The organism is Paenibacillus jepli (assembly GCF_047238105.1).
Taxonomy (GTDB): Bacteria; Bacillota; Bacilli; order Paenibacillales; family Paenibacillaceae; genus Paenibacillus_D.
In genome coordinates this window covers 5,399,210-5,418,934 of sequence record NZ_JBDFMD010000001.1, presented here as the reverse complement: position 1 = coordinate 5,418,934, position 19,725 = coordinate 5,399,210, and the positions used below count along the sequence as shown (strand labels likewise).

General features: G+C 57.5%; 13 protein-coding genes. 2 read left to right on the top strand and 11 right to left on the bottom strand.

What is annotated here, in order from left to right; translation table 11 throughout:
* Positions 1–24: 24 nt before the first annotated feature.
* From ABC336_RS22975 to ABC336_RS22965, 3 genes are all read right to left on the bottom strand, one after another.
* The gene (locus tag ABC336_RS22975; protein ID WP_413240860.1) at positions 25–1,545 is read right to left on the bottom strand and encodes an ABC transporter substrate-binding protein; all 1,521 of its coding nucleotides are present in this window, start codon (positions 1,543–1,545) and stop codon (positions 25–27) included.
* A gap of 91 nt (positions 1,546–1,636) precedes the next feature.
* A complete protein-coding gene (locus ABC336_RS22970) occupies positions 1,637–2,530 on the bottom strand; it encodes a carbohydrate ABC transporter permease (RefSeq protein ID WP_413240859.1) in 894 nt (297 codons plus the stop codon).
* A 36-nt stretch (positions 2,531–2,566) separates the two neighbouring features.
* Positions 2,567–3,553: an ABC transporter permease gene (locus tag ABC336_RS22965; protein ID WP_413240858.1), complete on the bottom strand. Its 987-nt coding sequence runs from the start codon at positions 3,551–3,553 to the stop codon at positions 2,567–2,569.
* 220 nt (positions 3,554–3,773) lie between these two features.
* Here ABC336_RS22965 and ABC336_RS22960 point away from each other — a divergent pair, with 220 nt between their 5' ends.
* Complete coding sequence (locus tag ABC336_RS22960; protein WP_413240857.1) at positions 3,774–6,110, top strand: helix-turn-helix domain-containing protein; 2,337 nt, start codon at positions 3,774–3,776, stop codon at positions 6,108–6,110.
* A gap of 66 nt (positions 6,111–6,176) precedes the next feature.
* Here ABC336_RS22960 and ABC336_RS22955 read toward each other — a convergent pair whose 3' ends face one another.
* Both ABC336_RS22955 and ABC336_RS22950 read right to left on the bottom strand, forming a co-directional pair.
* The gene (locus ABC336_RS22955) at positions 6,177–8,708 is read right to left on the bottom strand and encodes an S-layer homology domain-containing protein (RefSeq protein WP_413240856.1); all 2,532 of its coding nucleotides are present in this window, start codon (positions 8,706–8,708) and stop codon (positions 6,177–6,179) included.
* Positions 8,709–8,805: 97 nt separating this feature from the next.
* Positions 8,806–9,849 carry a glycoside hydrolase family protein gene (locus ABC336_RS22950; protein WP_413240855.1) on the bottom strand — a complete coding sequence of 348 codons (1,044 nt, stop codon included), beginning with the start codon at positions 9,847–9,849 and terminating at the stop codon, positions 8,806–8,808.
* A gap of 218 nt (positions 9,850–10,067) precedes the next feature.
* Between ABC336_RS22950 and ABC336_RS22945 the strand changes: the two genes are divergently transcribed.
* Positions 10,068–11,531, top strand: coding sequence for a sulfatase (locus ABC336_RS22945; protein WP_413240854.1), 1,464 nt, complete (start codon positions 10,068–10,070; stop codon positions 11,529–11,531).
* 2 nt (positions 11,532–11,533) lie between these two features.
* Here the strand turns inward: ABC336_RS22945 and ABC336_RS22940 are convergent, their stop codons facing one another.
* The 6 genes from ABC336_RS22940 to ABC336_RS22915 all read right to left on the bottom strand — a co-directional run bounded on the left by ABC336_RS22940 (position 11,534) and on the right by ABC336_RS22915 (position 19,566).
* Positions 11,534–12,391: a helix-turn-helix transcriptional regulator gene (locus ABC336_RS22940; protein WP_413240853.1), complete on the bottom strand. Its 858-nt coding sequence runs from the start codon at positions 12,389–12,391 to the stop codon at positions 11,534–11,536.
* A gap of 72 nt (positions 12,392–12,463) precedes the next feature.
* The gene (locus ABC336_RS22935) at positions 12,464–14,224 is read right to left on the bottom strand and encodes an arylsulfatase (protein ID WP_413240852.1); all 1,761 of its coding nucleotides are present in this window, start codon (positions 14,222–14,224) and stop codon (positions 12,464–12,466) included.
* Positions 14,225–14,276: 52 nt separating this feature from the next.
* Complete coding sequence (locus tag ABC336_RS22930) at positions 14,277–15,779, bottom strand: sulfatase-like hydrolase/transferase (protein WP_413240851.1); 1,503 nt, start codon at positions 15,777–15,779, stop codon at positions 14,277–14,279.
* Positions 15,780–15,862: 83 nt separating this feature from the next.
* Positions 15,863–17,572 carry an extracellular solute-binding protein gene (locus ABC336_RS22925; RefSeq protein ID WP_413240850.1) on the bottom strand — a complete coding sequence of 570 codons (1,710 nt, stop codon included), beginning with the start codon at positions 17,570–17,572 and terminating at the stop codon, positions 15,863–15,865.
* Between the two features lie 110 nt (positions 17,573–17,682).
* Positions 17,683–18,579 carry a carbohydrate ABC transporter permease gene (locus ABC336_RS22920; RefSeq protein ID WP_413240849.1) on the bottom strand — a complete coding sequence of 299 codons (897 nt, stop codon included), beginning with the start codon at positions 18,577–18,579 and terminating at the stop codon, positions 17,683–17,685.
* Positions 18,580–18,591: 12 nt separating this feature from the next.
* Positions 18,592–19,566, bottom strand: coding sequence for an ABC transporter permease (locus tag ABC336_RS22915; RefSeq protein ID WP_413240848.1), 975 nt, complete (start codon positions 19,564–19,566; stop codon positions 18,592–18,594).
* Positions 19,567–19,725: the final 159 nt, after the last annotated feature.

Below are 19,725 nucleotides of genomic sequence, written 5' to 3'. Positions count from 1 at the left end.
ACCCTTCCATTTTTTTGGAATGGACTAGCCTTGCGTCGCTTTCCATTCGGCGAGCTGCCGCTCCACTTCTTCTTTTACAAGCTCGATGCCCGAAGCCTTCATCTTCTGCTGGTATTCGGCAAATACCTTCTCGGCATCGTCGAGACCGTTTTGCAGAATCGGGATAAATTCCTTGGAGGTCGCGATGCAGCGGGCGATTTCATTTTGTACCGGGGTGCGGTCGAACACAAAGCCGATCAGCGGATCAATGATCGCTTCCTCGTCCATCTGCTCCGTAGCTTGCCACACATCGTCTGCCTGTCCCGGAATCAGGTAGCTGTTGAACACATTGCCCACCATCCAGTTGGTCACGTAATAGCCTCCGGCGATCGGCTCGATCCGTTCGTCCGATACCTTCGTGTAGTCCTGACCTTCCAATCCGAACACCAGTGTATTGTAGATTTCCTTATCGCTATTCAACAGGTCGAGCAGCATGAGCGCACGCTCCGGATTGTCGGAGCTTGTGCTTACCGCCGTCAACGAGCTTTGCACCGAGCTCTGCTGGATCACCGGCTCACCTGCGGCGATGACCTCGACATCGATGCCGAAGTTTTTCTGGATCTCCGCTTCATTGCCCGGCTTCTGGCGGCTGTACATCGAGAAGATCTTGCCGGCCTGGATCAGCTCATTCTGATTCTTGAGCGTAGCTACATCCGGCGGGAAGAACCCTTTTTGATTCCAGTCACGGAGCAGCTTGAAGCGCTCCAGCAGCAGCTCCGAGTCATCGATCACCTTCAGCGTCTCGGCATCGACGCGCACCCCGTCGGAATTGTGGAATTGTACGACGAGCGGGTTGAACTCGGTAAAGGTGTAGAAGATGCCTTCTCTCGCCGGATACACCTCCGGCTCATTGTCCTTGATCGTCTGCAGCACAGGCTCCAGATCCTCCAGCTTGGCGATACCGCTTACATCAAGCTGATGCTTGTCGAGCAGCGCCTTCTGGAACCAGTAGCCCTGCTGGTTGTTCATGATCTGCTTGTTGGGGATGCCATAGATCTGTCCGTCCATCCTGACCGCATCCCAGATCTCGGAGCGGAACATTCCCTTCAGATTCGGGAGCTTCTCCAGGTATTCATCCAGCGCCACATAGGCCCCTTTGGAGACGTTATTCTGATAATTGTTAGACCAGGCGGAGGTAAAAGCCAGGTCATACGCTTCCCCTGAAGACATGGCCAGCTGCATCTTGCTGTCATAGTCCGCAGGATTGACGAAGATGAATTCGACGGTCGCGTTGATCTTCGCTTCTACCATTTCATTGAAGCGGGCCAATACCGACTGTGCATTGTTGGGCTCGGCCTGCCTCAGATACCAGCGCAGCTTGACCGGCTCCAGCGGGTCTTCTGCTGTCGCATTGGTCTCTTCCCCTCCCCCGTTCGGTGCTGCAGGCGGATTGTTGTCTGCAGATTCGGGTCCCGAGGAGCAGCCGGCGATTACGATGCTCAAGATCAGCATCACCGCCAGCGCCAGATTCCATTTCTTGCTTGCCAGATTGCGGGTCGTTGCCATTGTGTGTACCCTCCTATATCTCTTGTTATGAATGTATCTTAAAGTCGGACAAGGATCCAACCTTAATTCGGAGATCAGCATTGCGTCACGCCTACTCTTTGATCGAGCCGACGGTCAGACCTTTTACAAAATACTTCTGAAAAAAGGGAAAGATCATCAGCATCGGCCCGATCGACAGGACCGCCATCGCCATGCGTGCGCTTTCTGTCGGCAGGCTGGCGATCTCGGCCGCCTGAAGAGAAAGCCCCTGGTTCATGCTTCGCATGATCTCATCCATATTCCTCAGGATGACCTGAAGCAGGTACTGGAGCGGGTACATCTCTTTATCGGAGATATACAGCAGCGCCTGGAACCACGAATTCCAGTACTGCAGCAGCTGCAGCAGGCCGATCGTCGCCATCACCGGCGTCGATAGCGGAAGGATGATGCGCCAATAGATCCTGAACTCGCCCGCGCCGTCGATCGTCGCCGATTCGACCAGGGCGCCCGGCAGCTGCTGGAAGAAGGTCCGCATGAGCAGCAGGAACCATACGCTGCCCATCAGCGGGATGATCAACGCCGGATACGTATTTTGCAGCTTCAGATAGTTGGTCATCAGGATATACGTCGGGACGAGCCCCCCGTTGAACAGCATCGTGAAGAACAAGAAGAACGTGACGCCGCGCCGATAGGCAAAGTCCTTGCGCGAGAGCGCATAGGCGCACATCGAAATCATCAGTACCGAAAGGATGGAGCCCGCCAAGGACATGATTATCGTTACTTTATAGGCGTTCCATATAACGGCAGGCGTAGAGAAAATATAGGCATACGCGTGAAAATCGATCTGTTTGGGCAGCAGCCGGTAGCCGTAGGCCATAATGTCCGCTTCCTTCGATATCGAGATCGCAAGCAAGGACCAGAGCGGGACAATAAATACGGCGGATACTGCGATGAGAAATACGTGAATGGACAAACTCGCTAGCGGGATAGGCTTGCGGCGATTCATGAGAACGCTCCTTTCATTTCTTTATTGCAACGGCAGCTAAAACAACGCATTTTCTTCGTTAGCTTTTCGTACCAGCGCATTCGCCCCGATAACCAGCACGAGCCCCACCACCGACTTGGCCAGCCCCGCCGCACTGGACATTCCGATATCGCCCAGCTCGACCAGCGCCCGGAAAATGTACGTATCGAGCACATCCGTCGTCTCCAGGATCGACGGCGAGTTCATCGGCAGCTGATAGAACAAGCCGAAGTCGGCGTCCAGGATGTTGCCGATCGCCAGAATCGTCAGAATCGTCATGATCGGATACAGGAAGGGCAGCGAGATCCGGAACACCATCTGCAGCCGGTTGGCCCCATCGATCCTGGCCGCCTCATAATACGTCGGGTCGATGCCCATCAGCGCGGCATAATAGATGAGACAGGCGACGCCGATCTCCTTCCACAGATGGGCAAGCGGAAAGATGAAGGCCCACGGCCCTGACGTATTGTACCAATCCACCCTTGTCAAGCCGACCAGCTCCAGCAGCTGGTTGAGCATGCCCGACGTGGCGTTCAGGAAAGCATAGGCCATGAAAGCTACGACAACCCAGGAGAGGAAATGCGGGATAAACATGATCGTCTGATACGCCTTCAGCGCCCCTTTGCTTGTCACTTCATACAAGAGCAAGGCGAACCCTACCGCGCAGATGAGCGTCAACACAATGAAGATGATATTGTAGCCCAGCGTATTGCGGAGCAGTCTTCCCAGGTCGGGAGACTGGATCAGAAACTTGAAATTGTTCCAGCCTACCCATTCGCTGCCGAAGATGCCCTGATTGAACTGATACCGTTTGAACGCGACGATCGACCCTGCCATCGGGATGTATTTGAAAACAAACGTAAACAAGATCATCGGCAAAGCGAGCAACAATAAAAAACGGTTTTTGCGAAAGCTCTTGCGCAGGGCTTGAAGCTTCCTGCTCAGGAAGCTCCGTTCCCCGTCCTCGCTCCCGGAGTGCACTGCGGTTGTCCCTGCATGTTTCATTACGCCACCTCGTGATTCGATTTAATACCTCTATCGTAATGACCTCCCCGGGCCCGAGGATAGAGTCAAATCGTGCGAATGAGTGGATTGCAAGCGGATCTAAAGGTTCAAAATCAGCGAATTCGTCTAATAATCGGCAAATTGCACGGCTCATCTTCCTATCCCGGGGGCATTCATCATATAATTGGGATGCTTTACAATCGGAAAGGCAGGGATGGGAATGTGGAAGCGCATCAGGTATCGGGGAAACGAAATTTACTTTTACAAGCTTTTTACGACCATCGCCTTTTCGATCTCCATCATGATTCTGATTCTGACTGTCTTTTTGTACGTCAATTTCAAATCCTACAGTCTGGACTTGCTCTACCGCGCCGACCAGCGCCAGATCCAGACCTCCTTCGAAAACGCGCTCCAGCTGCACGCCTATATGAAGACCTATTCCAATGCGCTGTACCATCATCCGGATACGCTGCAGCTCATGAGCGGGGACAGCTCGTCCGTCCTGGATACGTTGAACAGCCTCCGCGCGCTCGATACCACGGTGAACAGCGCGCCTTACCTGTACTCGGTGTATATCTATAATGGCAGCGAGGATATCTTCTATATGACAGGCGCCAATGCGATATCGCGCAGCAGTGCCGACTTCCATGACGAAGAAATGACAGCGCTGCTGAAAGACCGGCGGCAGCTGCTTACGGGACAGCCGGTGCCCCGAAGCGTGCCCGTCTCCAGCGAAAACGACGGCCGTGTGCAGGTGTTTACCTATGTATTGGCCGATTACCGTCTCGATGCCGCGATGCCGGTCCAGGCCTTGATCGTCAACGTGCGCATCGAATGGCTGTTCAGTACGCTGGCCTCCTACGGCCAGAAGGAACGTCTGGAAGGCCAGTCGCTGCTCGTCCTGGATGCCGACGGCCGGGCCGTGGCGCATTCCGACCGCCGGCAATTTCTGTCGGACCTCTCCGGGGAGAGCTATGTCCAGGCCTTGCAGCGCAGCAGCCCAGCGGCGGGTTATGCGCTCGATGAGGTGGACGGACGAGCATCTGTACTAAGCTACTCCACGTCCACCGATGCAAGGTGGACGATGGTCAGCATTACTCCGTATGCCTATATTGCAGACACCGTCAACAAAGTAAGGACGATTACGCTGCTGATCGGCTTCGCTATGTTTATCACTTGCCTGATCGTAGCCTTCCTGCTGTCCAGACGCCTGTATTCTCCGGTACGCCGTCTTCGCGAGGAAGTCGGCGCATGGCCTTCCCGGCCGGAGGCGGAGGGGCGTGAAGATGAGTTTTCCTTTATCTCCCGTTCCATGAACACCACGAAGAGCCAGCTGAGCTCGCTCGCCTTGTTCAAAAATTCGAATATCCATGCCTTGCGGCAGACGTTGCTGAGAAATGTACTGGACCGGACCCTTCCGGCTGCCCTGGAAGCGCGGTTTCAGGAATACCGCATCCCCCTGGATGCGCACGGCGGTGTGGCGCTCATGCTGCTCAAAATCGATCGGTATGCGCAGTTTGTGTCTGCTTACAGCGATCAGGATCAGGCATTGATCAAATATGCCATGATGAATATTGCGGAGGAGATCGTCAATGCGCACCAGCCAGGCGTTGGTGTGGATATGGGCGGGGATCATGTGGTCCTCATCCTCAACACCGAGGATGCGGAGAGCGGACAGACACGCCGGCTCGGCGAGGAAATCCAGGCCGGCTGCCGGCGCTTCTGCTCAGTCTCGCTGTCGCTGTTCCTGAGCGATGCTTCAGGCAGTCTGCGCGAAGCAGGCATGCAGTACCGCGAACTGCTGGACATGTCGCGGTACCGGATCTTTCTCGGTCACGGCTGCCTGCTGACCGCTGCCGAATTCGATGAACAGAGCTATGCGGAGCATCCGATCGAGCACCAGGCGCTGAGCCAGCTGATGGATGCGATCCGCAAAGGCAGCTTCGAGGATATGCAGCGCATGTACCGTGAGATGGCCGCTCGTCTGGAGGCGACCAGCTATAATGAGCTGATGCACAGTCTGTCGATGATGACCGCGCTCATCTTCCAGACGCTGGGCACGCTTGAGCGGAACAGCTCGGTCACCTTCGAGACGGATTTCATCGCCTTCGACCAGAAGATCAAATCGCTCGAAACCCTGCAGCAGATTCATGACGAGTTCGAGGCCTTCTTCGGCCTCATCGCCCAGCGCATCAACCAAAATAAAGGAGAACGATCGCTCCGCCTGGTCAACAGCGCAGAGCGATACATCCTCCTTCACTTTACGGATAAGACGCTGACTACGCATCGCATAGCCGAGCATGTCGGACTGTCAGCCGCCTATCTCGGCAAGCTGTTCCGCGAGCATAACAAGCAATCGATCTCGGAGTTTCTGACCGAAGCGCGCCTGCAGCAAGCAGCCAGACTGCTGCAGGACACGGGCGATACAGTAGACGAGATCATCCATCAGGTCGGTTGGGAAAACAAAAAGTACTTTTTTACGCTCTTTAAAAGACAATACGGCAGCACCCCTACCGAATACCGGCTGAAGGTCCGGCTGGCTCAGGACGGGGAGTAAGCGCCCGCAGCCTGTCGCCTGCCCGGCAGCTCCCGTCCCGCCCTGCAGCTCCCGTCAGTCTCTTGCTCAGCCCAGGCTGCCGGCATTGACGATCATCGTCGCCGCTTCTGCCCGGGTAGCAGGCTGCCTCGGCCGAAAGCTGCCGTCCGGGTAGCCGCTAATGACCGCATGGTGCTGTGCAGCAGCTACTGCTTCAGCCGCCCAGGACGACAGCTCCTGAGTGTCTGCAAATGCCGCATCCGCGCCAGAAGAGCCGAGGCTGGCCGCGCGCATCAGCATCACCGCCAGCTGTTCGCGCGTAATCCGGTCGTCCGGCCCAAACGACCCGGCGCCGTAGCCTTCCACGATGCCGCTCTCATATGCGGCAGCGATATAATCTCTGGCCCAGTGCTGCGAAGTGTCGCTGAACGTATGGCCCGGCTTCACGTCCAGACCGAACACCAGCGCCAGCAGCTTGGCGAATTCCGCTCTTGTGATGTCGCGGTCCGGACGGAATGTGCCGTCGGGATATCCGGATATCGCGCCGAGCTCCACCAGCCGGGCGATCTCTCTCGCCGCCCAGTGCCCGTCGGTATCGCCGAAGGCAGCAGGCCCGCCAGACGGTTCCGGCTCCCCTGCAGGGTCAACGGCAGACGGCTCCGGGTCCGCTGTCTGTTCCGCATCCTCCTCCATCTCTTCCTCCTTGTCCTCGGCCACTACAGGCACATACCCGCCGCCGTACCAGCCGGAGGGCGGCTGGTTCGCTTCTCCTGCCGTCTCCAATGCTACGATCAGCTCGGCGCCGTCCGCGTCCAATACCAAGTCGGCCGTTACTTCCTCCCCATTATGCGTGACCGTTACTTCATGTTCGCCGTGGAAGGCGCGCGTATGGAATTCCCCATGCTGATCGGTCGTTCCCGCCTCGTCGGTCCACCACTGATTATAGATCAGATCCATCCAGACCTCGCCGTTGGGCTTGATCGAGAAGTCCTGGCGGAACATCGCCGAACCGCTCTTGTCCATCTGGCCTTCCCAGAGTCCCCAGGTATGGAAGCCTGTAGTGGAGGGGTGACTGAACATGACGGTCAGCACATCCCGCCAGAAATCCGCCTGCAGCTGCTCATCCAGTGTATCGAACGTGAACTCGGTCACCTCGATATCCAGCCCCAGTCCGCCGAACCGGTCCAGTATCTCCAGCATCTTGACAGGCGCTACCGGATTTCTTCCGCTGAAATGGCCCTGCATGCCCAATCCGTGGATATCGGCTTCATTGTCGACCAGATATTCAAGCAGATTGTACGTGTAATTGCCATGGCCTACATCATTGGTCAGCAGTCCGTAATCATTCAGGAACAGGCGGGCGTCGGGATCGGCCTGATGGGCGGCCGCGAACCATTCGAGCATGACCTCGTTCCCCAGCACATTCGTGAAGTCCTGCGAGGACAGCGGCTCGTTGACGACGTCCCATGCCTCCAGTCTGCCCTTGTACTTCGTCACCGCCGTCGTGATATGCTCCAGCGTGCGCTGGCGCAAGAGCTCGGGGTCGCTCTGCATCTCGGCGACCAGATGTGCGGGCGGCTTGCTCCACTGACCCCAGATGAGCACATGACCTCGCATCTTCAGCTCATTCTCCTCGGCCCAGCTCAGATTGCGTTCGATATTGTCCTCCATCTCGTAGATCCGGTGCCACTTCAGGTTGTTCGTCTCGCCGCTGCTGTTCGAGGTCATCCGGATCAGGTCCAGATACTGGTCCTTCAGCGCCTGCGACCGGTCGCTGTCGATAACATTGAAGTTCATGATGCTGCCAAAGCTGTAGGCATGCCGCTTCTGGCGGACAGCTACCTCGGCGCCGGACAGCGGAGCTCCATTGTCGTCGACGACCTTCACCACGACATCGGACTTGCGGATATCCTCGATGCGTTGAGCCGCCGCCGCCCGCCATGGCGCATCGGCCTCTCTGCCCTCATACGTGATCTCGCGGTCCATCTGGGGGAGCTGGGACACATCGATATGCTGGCGGAAATTGATGATCTGGATATCTGTGATCTCCAGTTTTTGCAGCTCGTAGGCCATGTGGATGACAAATTGGGGAGTCTCTCCCTCCTGCGTGTCCCAGGTCGCGACGACGCCGCCGAAGATCTGATTCCACTCGCCGTCTGCGATTACTGTCGCATCGACCCCGACGCTTCTCCCCGGACGGGACGGCGAGGGCCGGACTTTATCGGAGACGGTCACTTCATTCGCCTCGTCCAGGCTCTCGATGCCTCTGAGCTTGTAAGCGATGAAGATGACATCGCCTTCATGGATCGGTCCTGCCAGATCCAAGAAGGACTGTGTGCTCCACCGGGCGTCGCCGAGATCGTCGACTTCGGCGTACAGCCCTTTCTGTGTCGTGCCTTCGTAATCAAGGTCCACGACCGAGACCTTGCCTGACTTGTCAAACGTGTCATACATGTCCTCGGACGTGATCAGTTCGCCGTGAGTATCCAGCAGCTCGCCGAACACCTCCTCAAATGTATACGCTTGCAATTGTTCCGCTGCCGCATAAGGCACCGTTATGGCCGTCATGGTGATGGCAATCGTGAGACAGATGGCCTTGTACCAAGCTCTCATTCTCATAGCCCTGCATCCTCCCTTGATTCAAATAATAGTCCGCCTGAGCGGTTGTCTGCCTGACGCCTAAACCGGGTTCACCTCCTTTGCGGGAAGAGCCGGACTACGGCTCCTCTCTTTCGGCCAGAAGCGGGATCACCATGTTCCAGGTGCGGACTGCCGTGTCGAACCCGCCCGGTCCCTCGGCCGTTGCCGCGAACAGATAGGCAGGCTCGCCGTTCTCCAGCAGCAGCTGCGGCCGTTCAAAGCTCGCCTGGACCGTCACGCTCCCGTCATCCCAGCGCACACGGCGCGAATAGGCCTTGGGCGGCTGGGACAGCGTCCACGACAAGCCGTCTGCGGAGTACGCATGAACGCCAGCGTGCAGCTCTCCGCTCAGTCCTCCCTTCATGTCTTTCATAATCAGCTCGTAACGGCGCTTGCCTGCCGACCACCAGATATAGCCATCCTCGATATGATCCCCCGTCTCGTCGAAGCGGAAGATCGGCTCCTCGGATGCGCGTTCGTAAGGTCCTGTCGGATGCGGCGCCCGGGCGATGCCGAACCTGAGCAGGTCTTGCTGATCCGCCGCCGATTTGTAGACTAGCAGCACGCTGCCGTCCTCCCGGATCCAGGGCGCCGGATTGGTCGTCATGAGCGCATCCCACCTTCCCTGACGAGGCTCCAGGATCGGCGTATCGCTTCGCTTCCAGGGACCGAATACCGAGGAAGAGGTGGCGAGTCCGATCCGCTGATTGGCTCTGGCCTCCAGCGCCTTCGGCGAGCGCACAAGCTCCGGCGCCTCTGGAGAGGGTCTGCCGCCGGTGTAGGTGGTTCCGACATAATACAAATAATAAGTGCCGTTATAATAATGAATCGTCGGATTGTGCTGCATCCCGCCGTCCCACAATGCTGCGTCCCGCTCCCCCAGCACCACCTCTTCGAACCGGTAGGGGCCGACAGGCGTATCCGAGGAGGCCCGGACAATCTCCGAGTTGGTCAGCCAGTGGGGCGAGAATGTCAGCGCCTTGGGCCAGCGCGAGGCGAACAGATGGTATCGCCCATCCTCTCCCCGGACCGGGGAACCGCACCACACCCAGTAATCGTCCAGCTCGAAGCCTCCGCCGACAGGCGCGTCTCCGAGTCTCTGATAGAATGAACTGCTCACGCGAATCTCTCCTTTCCCAGTCAGTGTACCTCCTTCGCATCGCCTCGCACGAGACACGAAAGAAGGATTAAATAGGACGATTCAACGATTCTTCGCCTCCTGCGTCCAAGACAATCAAAGTCGGATCGTCCTACTATCCCGGCGTCTTCTGCGTTCCTGTACAGATCTGAATGCATTATCGTAGATAGAGAAATCAATCAACTGGAAGGTGATGACGTATGAAAGCTATTATGATCATGTTCGACTCCCTGAATCGCCACCTGCTCTCCTCGTACGGCTGCGACTGGACGCATACGCCGCAGTTCCGCAGGCTCGCCGAGCGCTCCGCGCAGTTCGACAACTGCTATGCCGGCAGTCTGCCCTGCATGCCTGCCCGGCGGGAGCTGCATACCGGGCGCTACAACTTCCTGCATGGGAGCTGGGGACCGCTGGAGCCATACGACGAATCCATGCCGGAGAAGCTCAAAGAGCACGGCATCTATACACACCTGGTCACCGACCATTACCACTACTGGGAGGATGGCGGAGCGACCTACCACAACCGATACGCCAGCTGGGAGATCGTCCGCGGGCAGGAGTTCGATCACTGGAAGGCGCCCGCAGACGAGGCCGATGTGCCCGAGCACCTGAATGCCCCGGATATGCGCATCAACTGGGCCAACCGACTGCAGATGCCGGACGAGGACCGCCACTCGCAGAAGCTGACGTTCGAGCTCGGTCTGGACTTTATCCGCTCCCAGGCCGGCAAGGACGACTGGTTCGTGCAGATCGAGACCTTCGATCCCCATGAGCCCTTTTTCAGCAGCGAGAAGTACAAGGCGCTGTACCCGCATAGCTATGACGGGCCGTTATTCGACTGGCCTCCCTATGGCCGTACCGAAGGACACAGCCCGGAGCAGATCGAGCACATCCGCTATGAATATGCGGCGCTGCTCAGCATGTGCGACGCGTACCTCGGGCAGGTGCTGGATACGATGGATGAGCTGGGCCTGTGGGAGGATACGATGCTGATCGTCAATACCGATCACGGCTTCCTGCTCGGCGAACATGGATGGTGGGCGAAGACGAAGATGCCTTACTACAATGAGATGGTCCGGCTGCCGCTGTACATCTGGGACCCCCGGTCCGGCGCGGCAGGCGTGAGGCGGGACAGCCTCGTCCAGACCATCGATCTGGCGCCGACGCTGCTGGACTGGTTCGGGGTAGCCATCCCGGACACCATGACCGGCCGCCCGCTGCGCGACACGATCGCCCGAGATACGCCGGTGCGCGAGGCCGCGCTGTTCGGCATCTTCGGCGGCCAGATCAACTGTACCGATGGACGTTATGTGTATATGCGCGCGCCGTCAACGGCGGACAACAAGCCACTGTACGAATATACGCTGATGCCCACCGGTCATGGCACCGACCGGGCCTTCACTTCGCTGGACATGCTGCGCACAGCCGAGCTGTCCGGGCCGTTGTCCTTCACCAAGGGCTGCCGCCTGCTGAAGATGGACGCCGTCCCGCGGCCGGTCCAGGCTGCCACCCTTCCTACTGCGCTCTATGACACGGCTGCCGACCCCCAGCAGCGACGGCCGATCGACGACCCCGCCGCAGAGCGCAGGATGATGCAGCTCATGAAGACGCTCATGGCAGCCTCCGATGCCCCGCCCGAGCAATATGAGCGGATGGGCCTGTAGCGTTACGTCGCGGCATGCTTGCGCCGGTATACGCTGGGTGCGACGCCTTCAACTTTGCGGAAAACCCGGCTAAAGTAATTCCAGTCCTCAAAGCCGGTCACTTCCGCAATCATCCGGATCGGCTCGTCGGTCCGCTGCATCTGCTCCTTCGCCTTCAGCAATCTGACCCGGAGCAGATACGCCATAGGCGTGAGCTGCAGGCTCCGCTTGAACAGGCAGCGCAGATGGCTCTCGCTCAGATGCACCGCGGCGGCCATCTCGCGCAGCGTCCACTTGTCGGCATAACGCTCGCGGAGCAGCGAGCACAAGCGCTCGACCCGCTCGTCCACTGCCCGCGGCCTGGCTGCGGGGCCGGGCAGCAGGTGGTGGAGCGCCATGGCAAGCCAATGATGAAGAAGCGACTGTATGCGGATGTACTCCGCCAGCTCCGGCCGCGCCTGCCTGACGAAGGGCTCCCACCGTCCCTGCAGCTCAGCGAATATGTGCTGCAGCTCCATGCGCTCCTTCAATGTATCGATCGGAGCCACCGGCCGGACCGGATAATATTCGCTCAGATGAAGCGAGCCGACCCGACAATCGCAACCGATCGCCATGTACTCCAGCGCCGCATCCCCATCTCCCGCATGCTCGGCATCGAACGTTTCATTCGGGGGGATCGATACCAGATCCCCTTCCCTTACCTTGTACTGCTCGTTGTGCAGGGTGAGCCGCCCTTCGCCGCCCAGCACCAGCCAGAACGCCATATAGGGATTGCGCGCCTGCTCCATGCGCCACCCGCTTCTGCGTATCCACCGATAGACGAATTTGGGATGCATCTGCATCTCTCCCAGGCCGCCTCCCGCATGCTCCAGCCTTCCCATAGCCTCTCCCCCTTGCTTCGCGGATGGCAGGGCAAACAAGCCGGCGGTCTCCGCCGGCTGCGCTCTGCGGTATTACAGCTTGCGTACATAGACATAATAAGCCCCGATCGCCAGTTCTCCTTCTTCATCGGTCAGCCAAGTTTGCAGCGTCGTCTCGCCCTCTTGAAGCTGTATACGGAAATATACCGCATCCGCCCCGCTCTCGATCCGCTGCTCCGCCACCGGCTTATCGCTGCCGATCTGCAGCCTTGCCCTGGCCAGCGGCAGCGCCTTGCCGCCGGTGTAATAGTGACGCCACTGCTCCGCCACGCCCGTCTTGTCCCAGTAGATGTCATCCCCTTCGATCCCTGCCGACATCGCATGTCCAGCTTCTCTGGGCCAGCGCCTGAGCTCGAACGCATATTCGCCGCTGCGCTCCACCCGGATCTCCCAGTGTCCGTTTGCCTCGACACCCTGGCGGATCAGCCCCTGGTTCCAGGCGCAGCTGCAATCGCCATTGCGCCAGTCATGGCCGGTGAGGACAACCTCTTCATCCCCTCTGCCGAGAGAGATCGGGATCGGCTCGTCGAACTGAAGCGAGACCAGGCTCCACCACTGCTCATAATGTTCGCGCAGTCGCTCCACCACCTCCGGATACCGGGCCGATACATCCTCTTGCTGCGCCCTGTCCTTCAAGGCATCGTACAGCTCGCTGCCGTTGATGAGTCTCCACTGCCGCGTGACGACGGCGCTCTGGCGCCACTTGACCGGCTCAGTCAGCCGCTGTGAATCGGTGACGATCGCCCGGCCCGGCCAGTGCCGCTCCTCCCCGCTAAGCAGAGGCTTCAGCGACCGGCCGTGAAAGGTCCGGCCTTGCGGTACGGATACGCCGCACAGATCAAGGATCGTCGGCATCACATCCACATTGGCGGCGACCTCGTCGTGATCTTGTCCTTCCGCGATGCCGCCTGCCGGCCAGCGGATAAAAAACGGCACCCGGTGTCCTCCGTCATACGGAGACCCCTTCAGTCCCCGCAGGCCCGCGTTGTAGCCGTCCAGCACATGCCCGTCTCCATCGACAGTCGCTCCCGCACTGGTGCCGTTGTCCGTCATGAAGACGAGTATGGTCTGCTCCTCAAGCGACAGCTCTTGCAGCTTCCGCCGCAGCTTGGCAAAGTTTTCATCGATGTTCGCGATCATGCCATAGAATCGGGCCCGGTTCTCCGGCGCCAGCCCCCGATACGGATCGGCATAACGGTCGTCCACGTTGTAAGGCAGATGAGGGGCATTCGTCGGCAGATAACAGAAGAAAGGCGCATCTTTGTTCTGTTCGATGAACTTCATAGCTTCGCTGAAAAAGACATCTGTGCAGTACCCTTCGAACGCTTTCGGCTCGCCATTTACTATATACGTATCATCAAAATAGTCATTGCCCCAGTAGTCCGGCGTCTGACTGATGCCGCCTCCGCCATGGATTACGGTCGTTTCAAAGCCTCTGTCCTGGGGACGGTACGGCACGGCATCGCCAAGATGCCATTTGCCGAATATGCCGGTCCGGTAGCCATTCTCCCGCAGTGCCGAGGCGAGCGTCCATTCCTCCTCGCGCAGCAGCGAGCGGCCGCCGATCGTATGCCATACGCCGGTACTATTGGCATAATGACCGGTCATCAGGCCGGCTCTGGTCGGCGCGCACGTCGGCCCGACATGATAATCGGTAAATCGCGCGCTCTGCTCGTAGAAGCGGTCGATCGCCGGCGTCCGCAGCAGCGGGTTTCCCGTGCAACCGAGATCACCATACCCTTGGTCGTCGGTGATAACAAATACAACATTCGGTTGATTGGTACGTTCTTTCATGATATTAGGTTGCTCCTCTCGGAATGATCCGTCTCGCGCGGCCGAGGCGCGGTCAGACGTTCCTGCCGGCAGTGAGCGGCAGTGTCAATGGAGGGTGTCGATCGCCTCTGGCCTCTGATATCCTCTCGGCCAGCCGCCTGCGAAGCTGCTCCAGCACGGCGCTGCAAGACGGATCACCCGCCAGATTCAGCCGCTCGCCGGGATCCTCGGACAGATGATACAGCTCTTCATAGACGGGGCTCAGCTTGCCTGCCGCCGAGTCAAGCAGGAAATCGTCGTAGCTGTCGAGAGTGCCGCGATACGGCTTGCCCTCCTGCTCCGGGTCCTCGGTACGGTCGAAATAACGGATGTACTTCCACTGCCTGGTGCGGATGCACTCGCTCTTGGGGTAATTCTGAATATCCATCAGCTGCTCGGCCATGAAATCCTCGCGCCAGTCCGGCGATTCTCCATAGATCCAAGGCCTAAGGCTGCTTCCCTGCATCGAGCTTGGTGCGGAGAGACCCGCCAGCTCCAGCATCGTCGGCGCGAGATCAGGCACGACGACCAGTGGATCCAGCGTCCGACCCCGGAGCGGCTCCGGCAGACGGGGATCGAATACGATCAGGGGGATGCGCAGATCCTCCTCGTACAGGAAGCATTTGCCCCCGAGGCCGTGCTCTCCGAGGTGAATGCCGTGATCGGAAGAAAAGACGATGATCGTATCATCGGCCAGTCCTCTGCGCTCCAGCTCCGTGCGCAGCTTGCCGACCATCCGGTCGATCCCCGTGATCGTCTGCAGCATCCGGATCTGCCGTTCCCTGAGCGCCTCCGGCGTCTTAACATAGTCGTAGGATGCCAGGTAGCGGCCATTGTACACCTGCTTCGGCAGTCTTGGGGTACTGATGTCCTCATAGGGAATATACGTGTCCGGCAGAGGCAGCTGGTCCATCTGATCCCGGTAAGCACTCACGTAGAGCGCGTCATCCGTCTCCCGCAGCTCCATCGATTGCGTACCGAAGCTGTGCGGCAGATTGAAGGTCACGCACAGGCAGAAGGGACGCTCCCCGGCCAGCTCCAGAAACCGCAGCGCGCCTTCCTCGAACACCTCCACCTGGGTATCCGCAGCGGCTTGCTGATAGCGCTTGCCCCGCTCCAGCTCTTTCACATAAAAACCGCTGTGCCCGTGGTTGCCGTACCAGTAATCGAACGCCGACTCCAGGTAGCCACTCTCGTACCCGCCGTCGCCTGCGGGCACATGGTTTTTGCCGACCCAGCCAACATAGTAGCCCTGCTGCTTCAACTGCATCGGAAAGGAGGTCTCCCAGGCCTCCTGGGCCAGGCTGGACTCACTGTTGAAATTTACGCCGTGCCGGCGCTCCCACTGCCCCAGGTAGTGCGAGCATCTGCTGGGCGTGCAGACAGGACTTGTGCAGAATGCTTCAGTGAAACGAACGCCTTCCCGGGCGAGCTGATCCAGATGCGGCGTTTTCAGGACCGGATAACCCGCACAGCCCAGCATCTCGGCTCGATGATCGTCGTCTAGGATGTAGATGATATTAGGTTGCTTGTTCATTCGCCTCTCCTTCCTTGTCGCACAACTGTTGATCCGCCAAGCTTCCGGGGAAGGCGCGAAGCATGCCTTCCCCGGTCGATGCGTTATTTCACTGCATCGTAGGCCTCTTGATGAATGGCGACAAAAGCAGCCAGATTCATGTTCTCCAGCGTTTTGACATAGTTGTCCCATTCTCTCTCAATATCGAGATCGCCGATCGCGAACCGTGCGACCATCTCATCGATATAATTCATGATCGTCGTCTCCAGCTCCACCAGTTCTCCGGCTTGTTCCTGTGTGAACCAGAGCGGCGGCAGGATCTGATCCAGTGCCGGCCTGTATGGCTCATACTGGTTTTTGGTCGCTTCGTAGATGATGACCTCGTGGTTCACCGGCAAGCCTTCCACCTCAGCGGACTCGCTGTGACGGAATGTCATGGATTGATAGTCATGATTCGTCTGACCCCAATGGGCATTCTGCACATTGCCGTGCGCATCATAGCGCTCCCACGCGGCTTCGCCGCCGTCGATGCTCTTCTTGCCCTGGCCCTCGACCCTGCCCCAGCCTTCATTCTCGGCACCGAATCGCGAGCGCATCATAATATCCTGATCGTAAAATCCTTCTCCCCAGCGCAGCGCGACTTCCGGGTGCTTCGCAGCGGCCGTAATGATGAACCCGCTAGGGCTGTATGTGAAGTAAGGATTGTAAGGCGACACCTGCAGGCCGTTCGGACCTTGAAGCGGCGGTACCGCTTGCAGATCCAGCCATCTGCCGCTCTCGCTGCCGATCTGGGAGACGACGGACGGGGCGAGTGCAGGAACTGCGCCGACGATCGGCACGCCCGGATGCTCGACCATGCTCCGCAGCTGATTGCGGTCCTGGGTGAACGTCTCCGCAGCCAGCAAGCCATCGGCATACAGTCTGTTCAGATAGAGCAGGCCTTCCTTGAATTCCGGCTTGGTAAAGGATGGCTCCAGCTTGCCGTTGTTGACGATCAGCCCTTTGTTGTTGATCATGTCATAATAGACAAATGCGTTCATCAGGAAGTTGTGAATGGCCAGGTTGCCCTTGTTGGGGTTGGAGCCGACGAGCGGAATCTCGTCCGCCTGCCCGTTGCCGTTGGGGTCCTGCTCCTTGAAGGCCTTGAGCACCTGATAGAACTCTTCCGTAGTCGTCGGCATCTCCAGGCCCAGCTTGGTGAGCCACGGCTCGTTGATCCACATCTTCATCTGGTGGGTGCAATGGTAGCACTCCGCATACATCGGCAGCGCGTAGATCTCTCCGTCAGGCGATGTGATGGCGCTTTTCAGCAGTTCTTTTTCTTCCAGCAGGTTTTTGCTGAAGCTGCCGTGCTCCTCGATCAGTTCATTAAGACTGAGGAATACGCCTTGATCACCGTAGACCATCATCTGGGAAGGCGAGACGTCGAATTTCATGATGACATCCGGGTAATCGCCGCTGGCGAGCATCAGGTTCAATTTTTCGTTGGCTTGCGCCTGGGGCGTCAGTTCCCATTCGATATGGACATTGGTCAGATCCTCGTAATACTTCGTAAATTCATTGGTCTCGATATTCTCTACTCTGCCTGTATCAATAGCCAGCACCCGAAGCGTCACTTTTTCGTTGACGATCGGAAAGGTGCCAGGCTCGGTCAGATTGCTGTTTTCTTCTGCAGTGTCTGAATTGTCGGTGTTCCTCTCACCCGCAGGGGCATTGCCGCTGCCCCCCGAAGAGCCAGTATTATTACTGCAAGCACTCGCCACAATGGCAATGATCAACAGCATGCTAAACGCAATCCACAGCTTTTTTTTCATTTCTGTACCTCCCGAATAATGTGTGAACCGAACCCCTGATTTTGCATAACCGCATTTGTTTTCGCTTTCAGCAACGTCCAGGCATCCCCCCTTTCACGAACGGACAGCTGTCAGCCCTTCAACGAGCCGATCATGACGCCTTTTACAAAGTGTCGCTGCACGAAGGGATAGATGGCCAATACCGGAGCTGAAGCCACGACAATTAAAGAATACTTCAACAGCTCGATCAGTCCTTCCCGCTCCGACAACTCCTTGACATCGCTCACCATCGCCAGATCGACCTGGTTCTGGACGAGGATGTCATTCAGGACGAGCTGCAGCGGGAACAGGCTCTGGCTCTTGAGGAAGATCAAGGCGCTGAAAAACTGATTCCAGTGTCCGACTGCGTAAAACAGACTGATGACGGCAAGGATGGGCGCCGAGAGCGGCAGCACGATCTTGAACAAAAACTTGAAGTCATTGCAGCCGTCGATATGGGCCGCATCCAGCATCTCATCAGGGATCGTCAGCTTGAAGTAGGTGCGGGCGATAATGACCTGCCAGACGCCAAGCGCCGACGGAATAATAAGGGCCCACCGGGTATCAAGCAGTCCCAGATCCTTGACCAGCAAGTACCGGGGGATCAGCCCGCCGTCAAAGAGCATCGTAAAAATAACCATCATCATAAAGAAGTTGCGCATGAAAAAATCTTTTCTCGACAACGGGTAGGCAGCCAAAATCGTCATGATCACATTGACCAGCGTACCCACTATCATGTAGAAAAACGAATTGGCAAAGCCGCTCATAATGAGCCGGTGCTTGAACACCGCCTCGTAGCCTGCGAGCGTGAAATCAACCGGCCACAGCCAGACCTTGCCGGTGACAACGGCCTCCACGGAGCTGAAGGAAGAGCTGAGCACATACACAAGCGGATAAAGCACCAGCACCAGCAGGAAACATAGTCCGATTGTGTTGACTAACGTGAACAGCTTATCGCCGCGGGTTTCTTTAATATGTTCGATATTCAAGCGTGTTCCTCCTTACCATAAGGTCTCTTGACGCATCCGCTTGGCCGTGTAATTGATCGTCACGATCAAAATGAGGTTGACGACGGATTTAAACAATCCGATAGCCGATGCATAAGAGAAGTTGACGAGATTGGATGCCAGCCCCACTTTGTAGACGTAGGTATCAATCACCTCGGCGGTTCTCAGATTGAGCGGCGTCTGCAGCAGCAGCACCTTCTCAAAGCCGATATCCATCAAATTGCCCATATTCAATATGAACATGATCATCGCAATCGGCAGGATGCCGGGCAGGTCAATATGCCAGATCCGGCGAACCTTGCTGGCTCCGTCCATGATCGCCGCCTCATGCAGCGTTGGGTCGATGCTGGAGAGCGCGGCCAGATAGATAATGCAGCCCCACCCGACATTTTGCCAAATATCGGACCAGACGAAGATCGACTTGAACAGCTCCGGTCTCGCCAGAAAATGAATGGCATCGAAGCCAAGGGAGGTCAGAATCTGATTAACCAGGCCAGTCCTTGGATCGAGCAGCTGCATGATGATGCCGACCATGACGACCACCGAGATGAAATGCGGCGCATACGTAATCATCTGCACGCTTTTCTTGAAGAAGACACGGTGTACATAGTTGAGGCTCAGCGCAAGAATAATAGGGAACGGAAAACCTGCGAACAGCTGATAAAAGGCTAATCCCAGCGTGTTCCTCAGCACCCGCCAAAATTCATAGGAATGAAAAAAACGGCTAAAGTATTTGAGTCCGACCCAATCGCTCCCTGTAATGCCCTTGATGGCTACAAAGTCCCTGAAGGCAATCTGGGCGCCATACATCGGGTAGTACTTGAATACGAGGAGATAAATCAGCGGCAACAGAAAAAGCACTTGCAGCTGCCAGCTTTTCAGAAACGCCTGCCCCCATCTCTTCCGCGGTCTTGCATTCATCTTCTGGACGGTATCGGGATCCGTCCGCGAAATCTTCAATTCGTTCATGGTCTTTCGTAATACCTCCCGTCTTGAGCTGTCTTGCCTCCCCAATGTAAGCGCAATCAGCCGGATCGTAAAGAAGTAGTCTTCTCTCGATTGTGCAATCCTCCAGAATCGGCATTATTCCATGCGCCGCAAAGGTTGCTGCAAACCAGAAAACGCTCT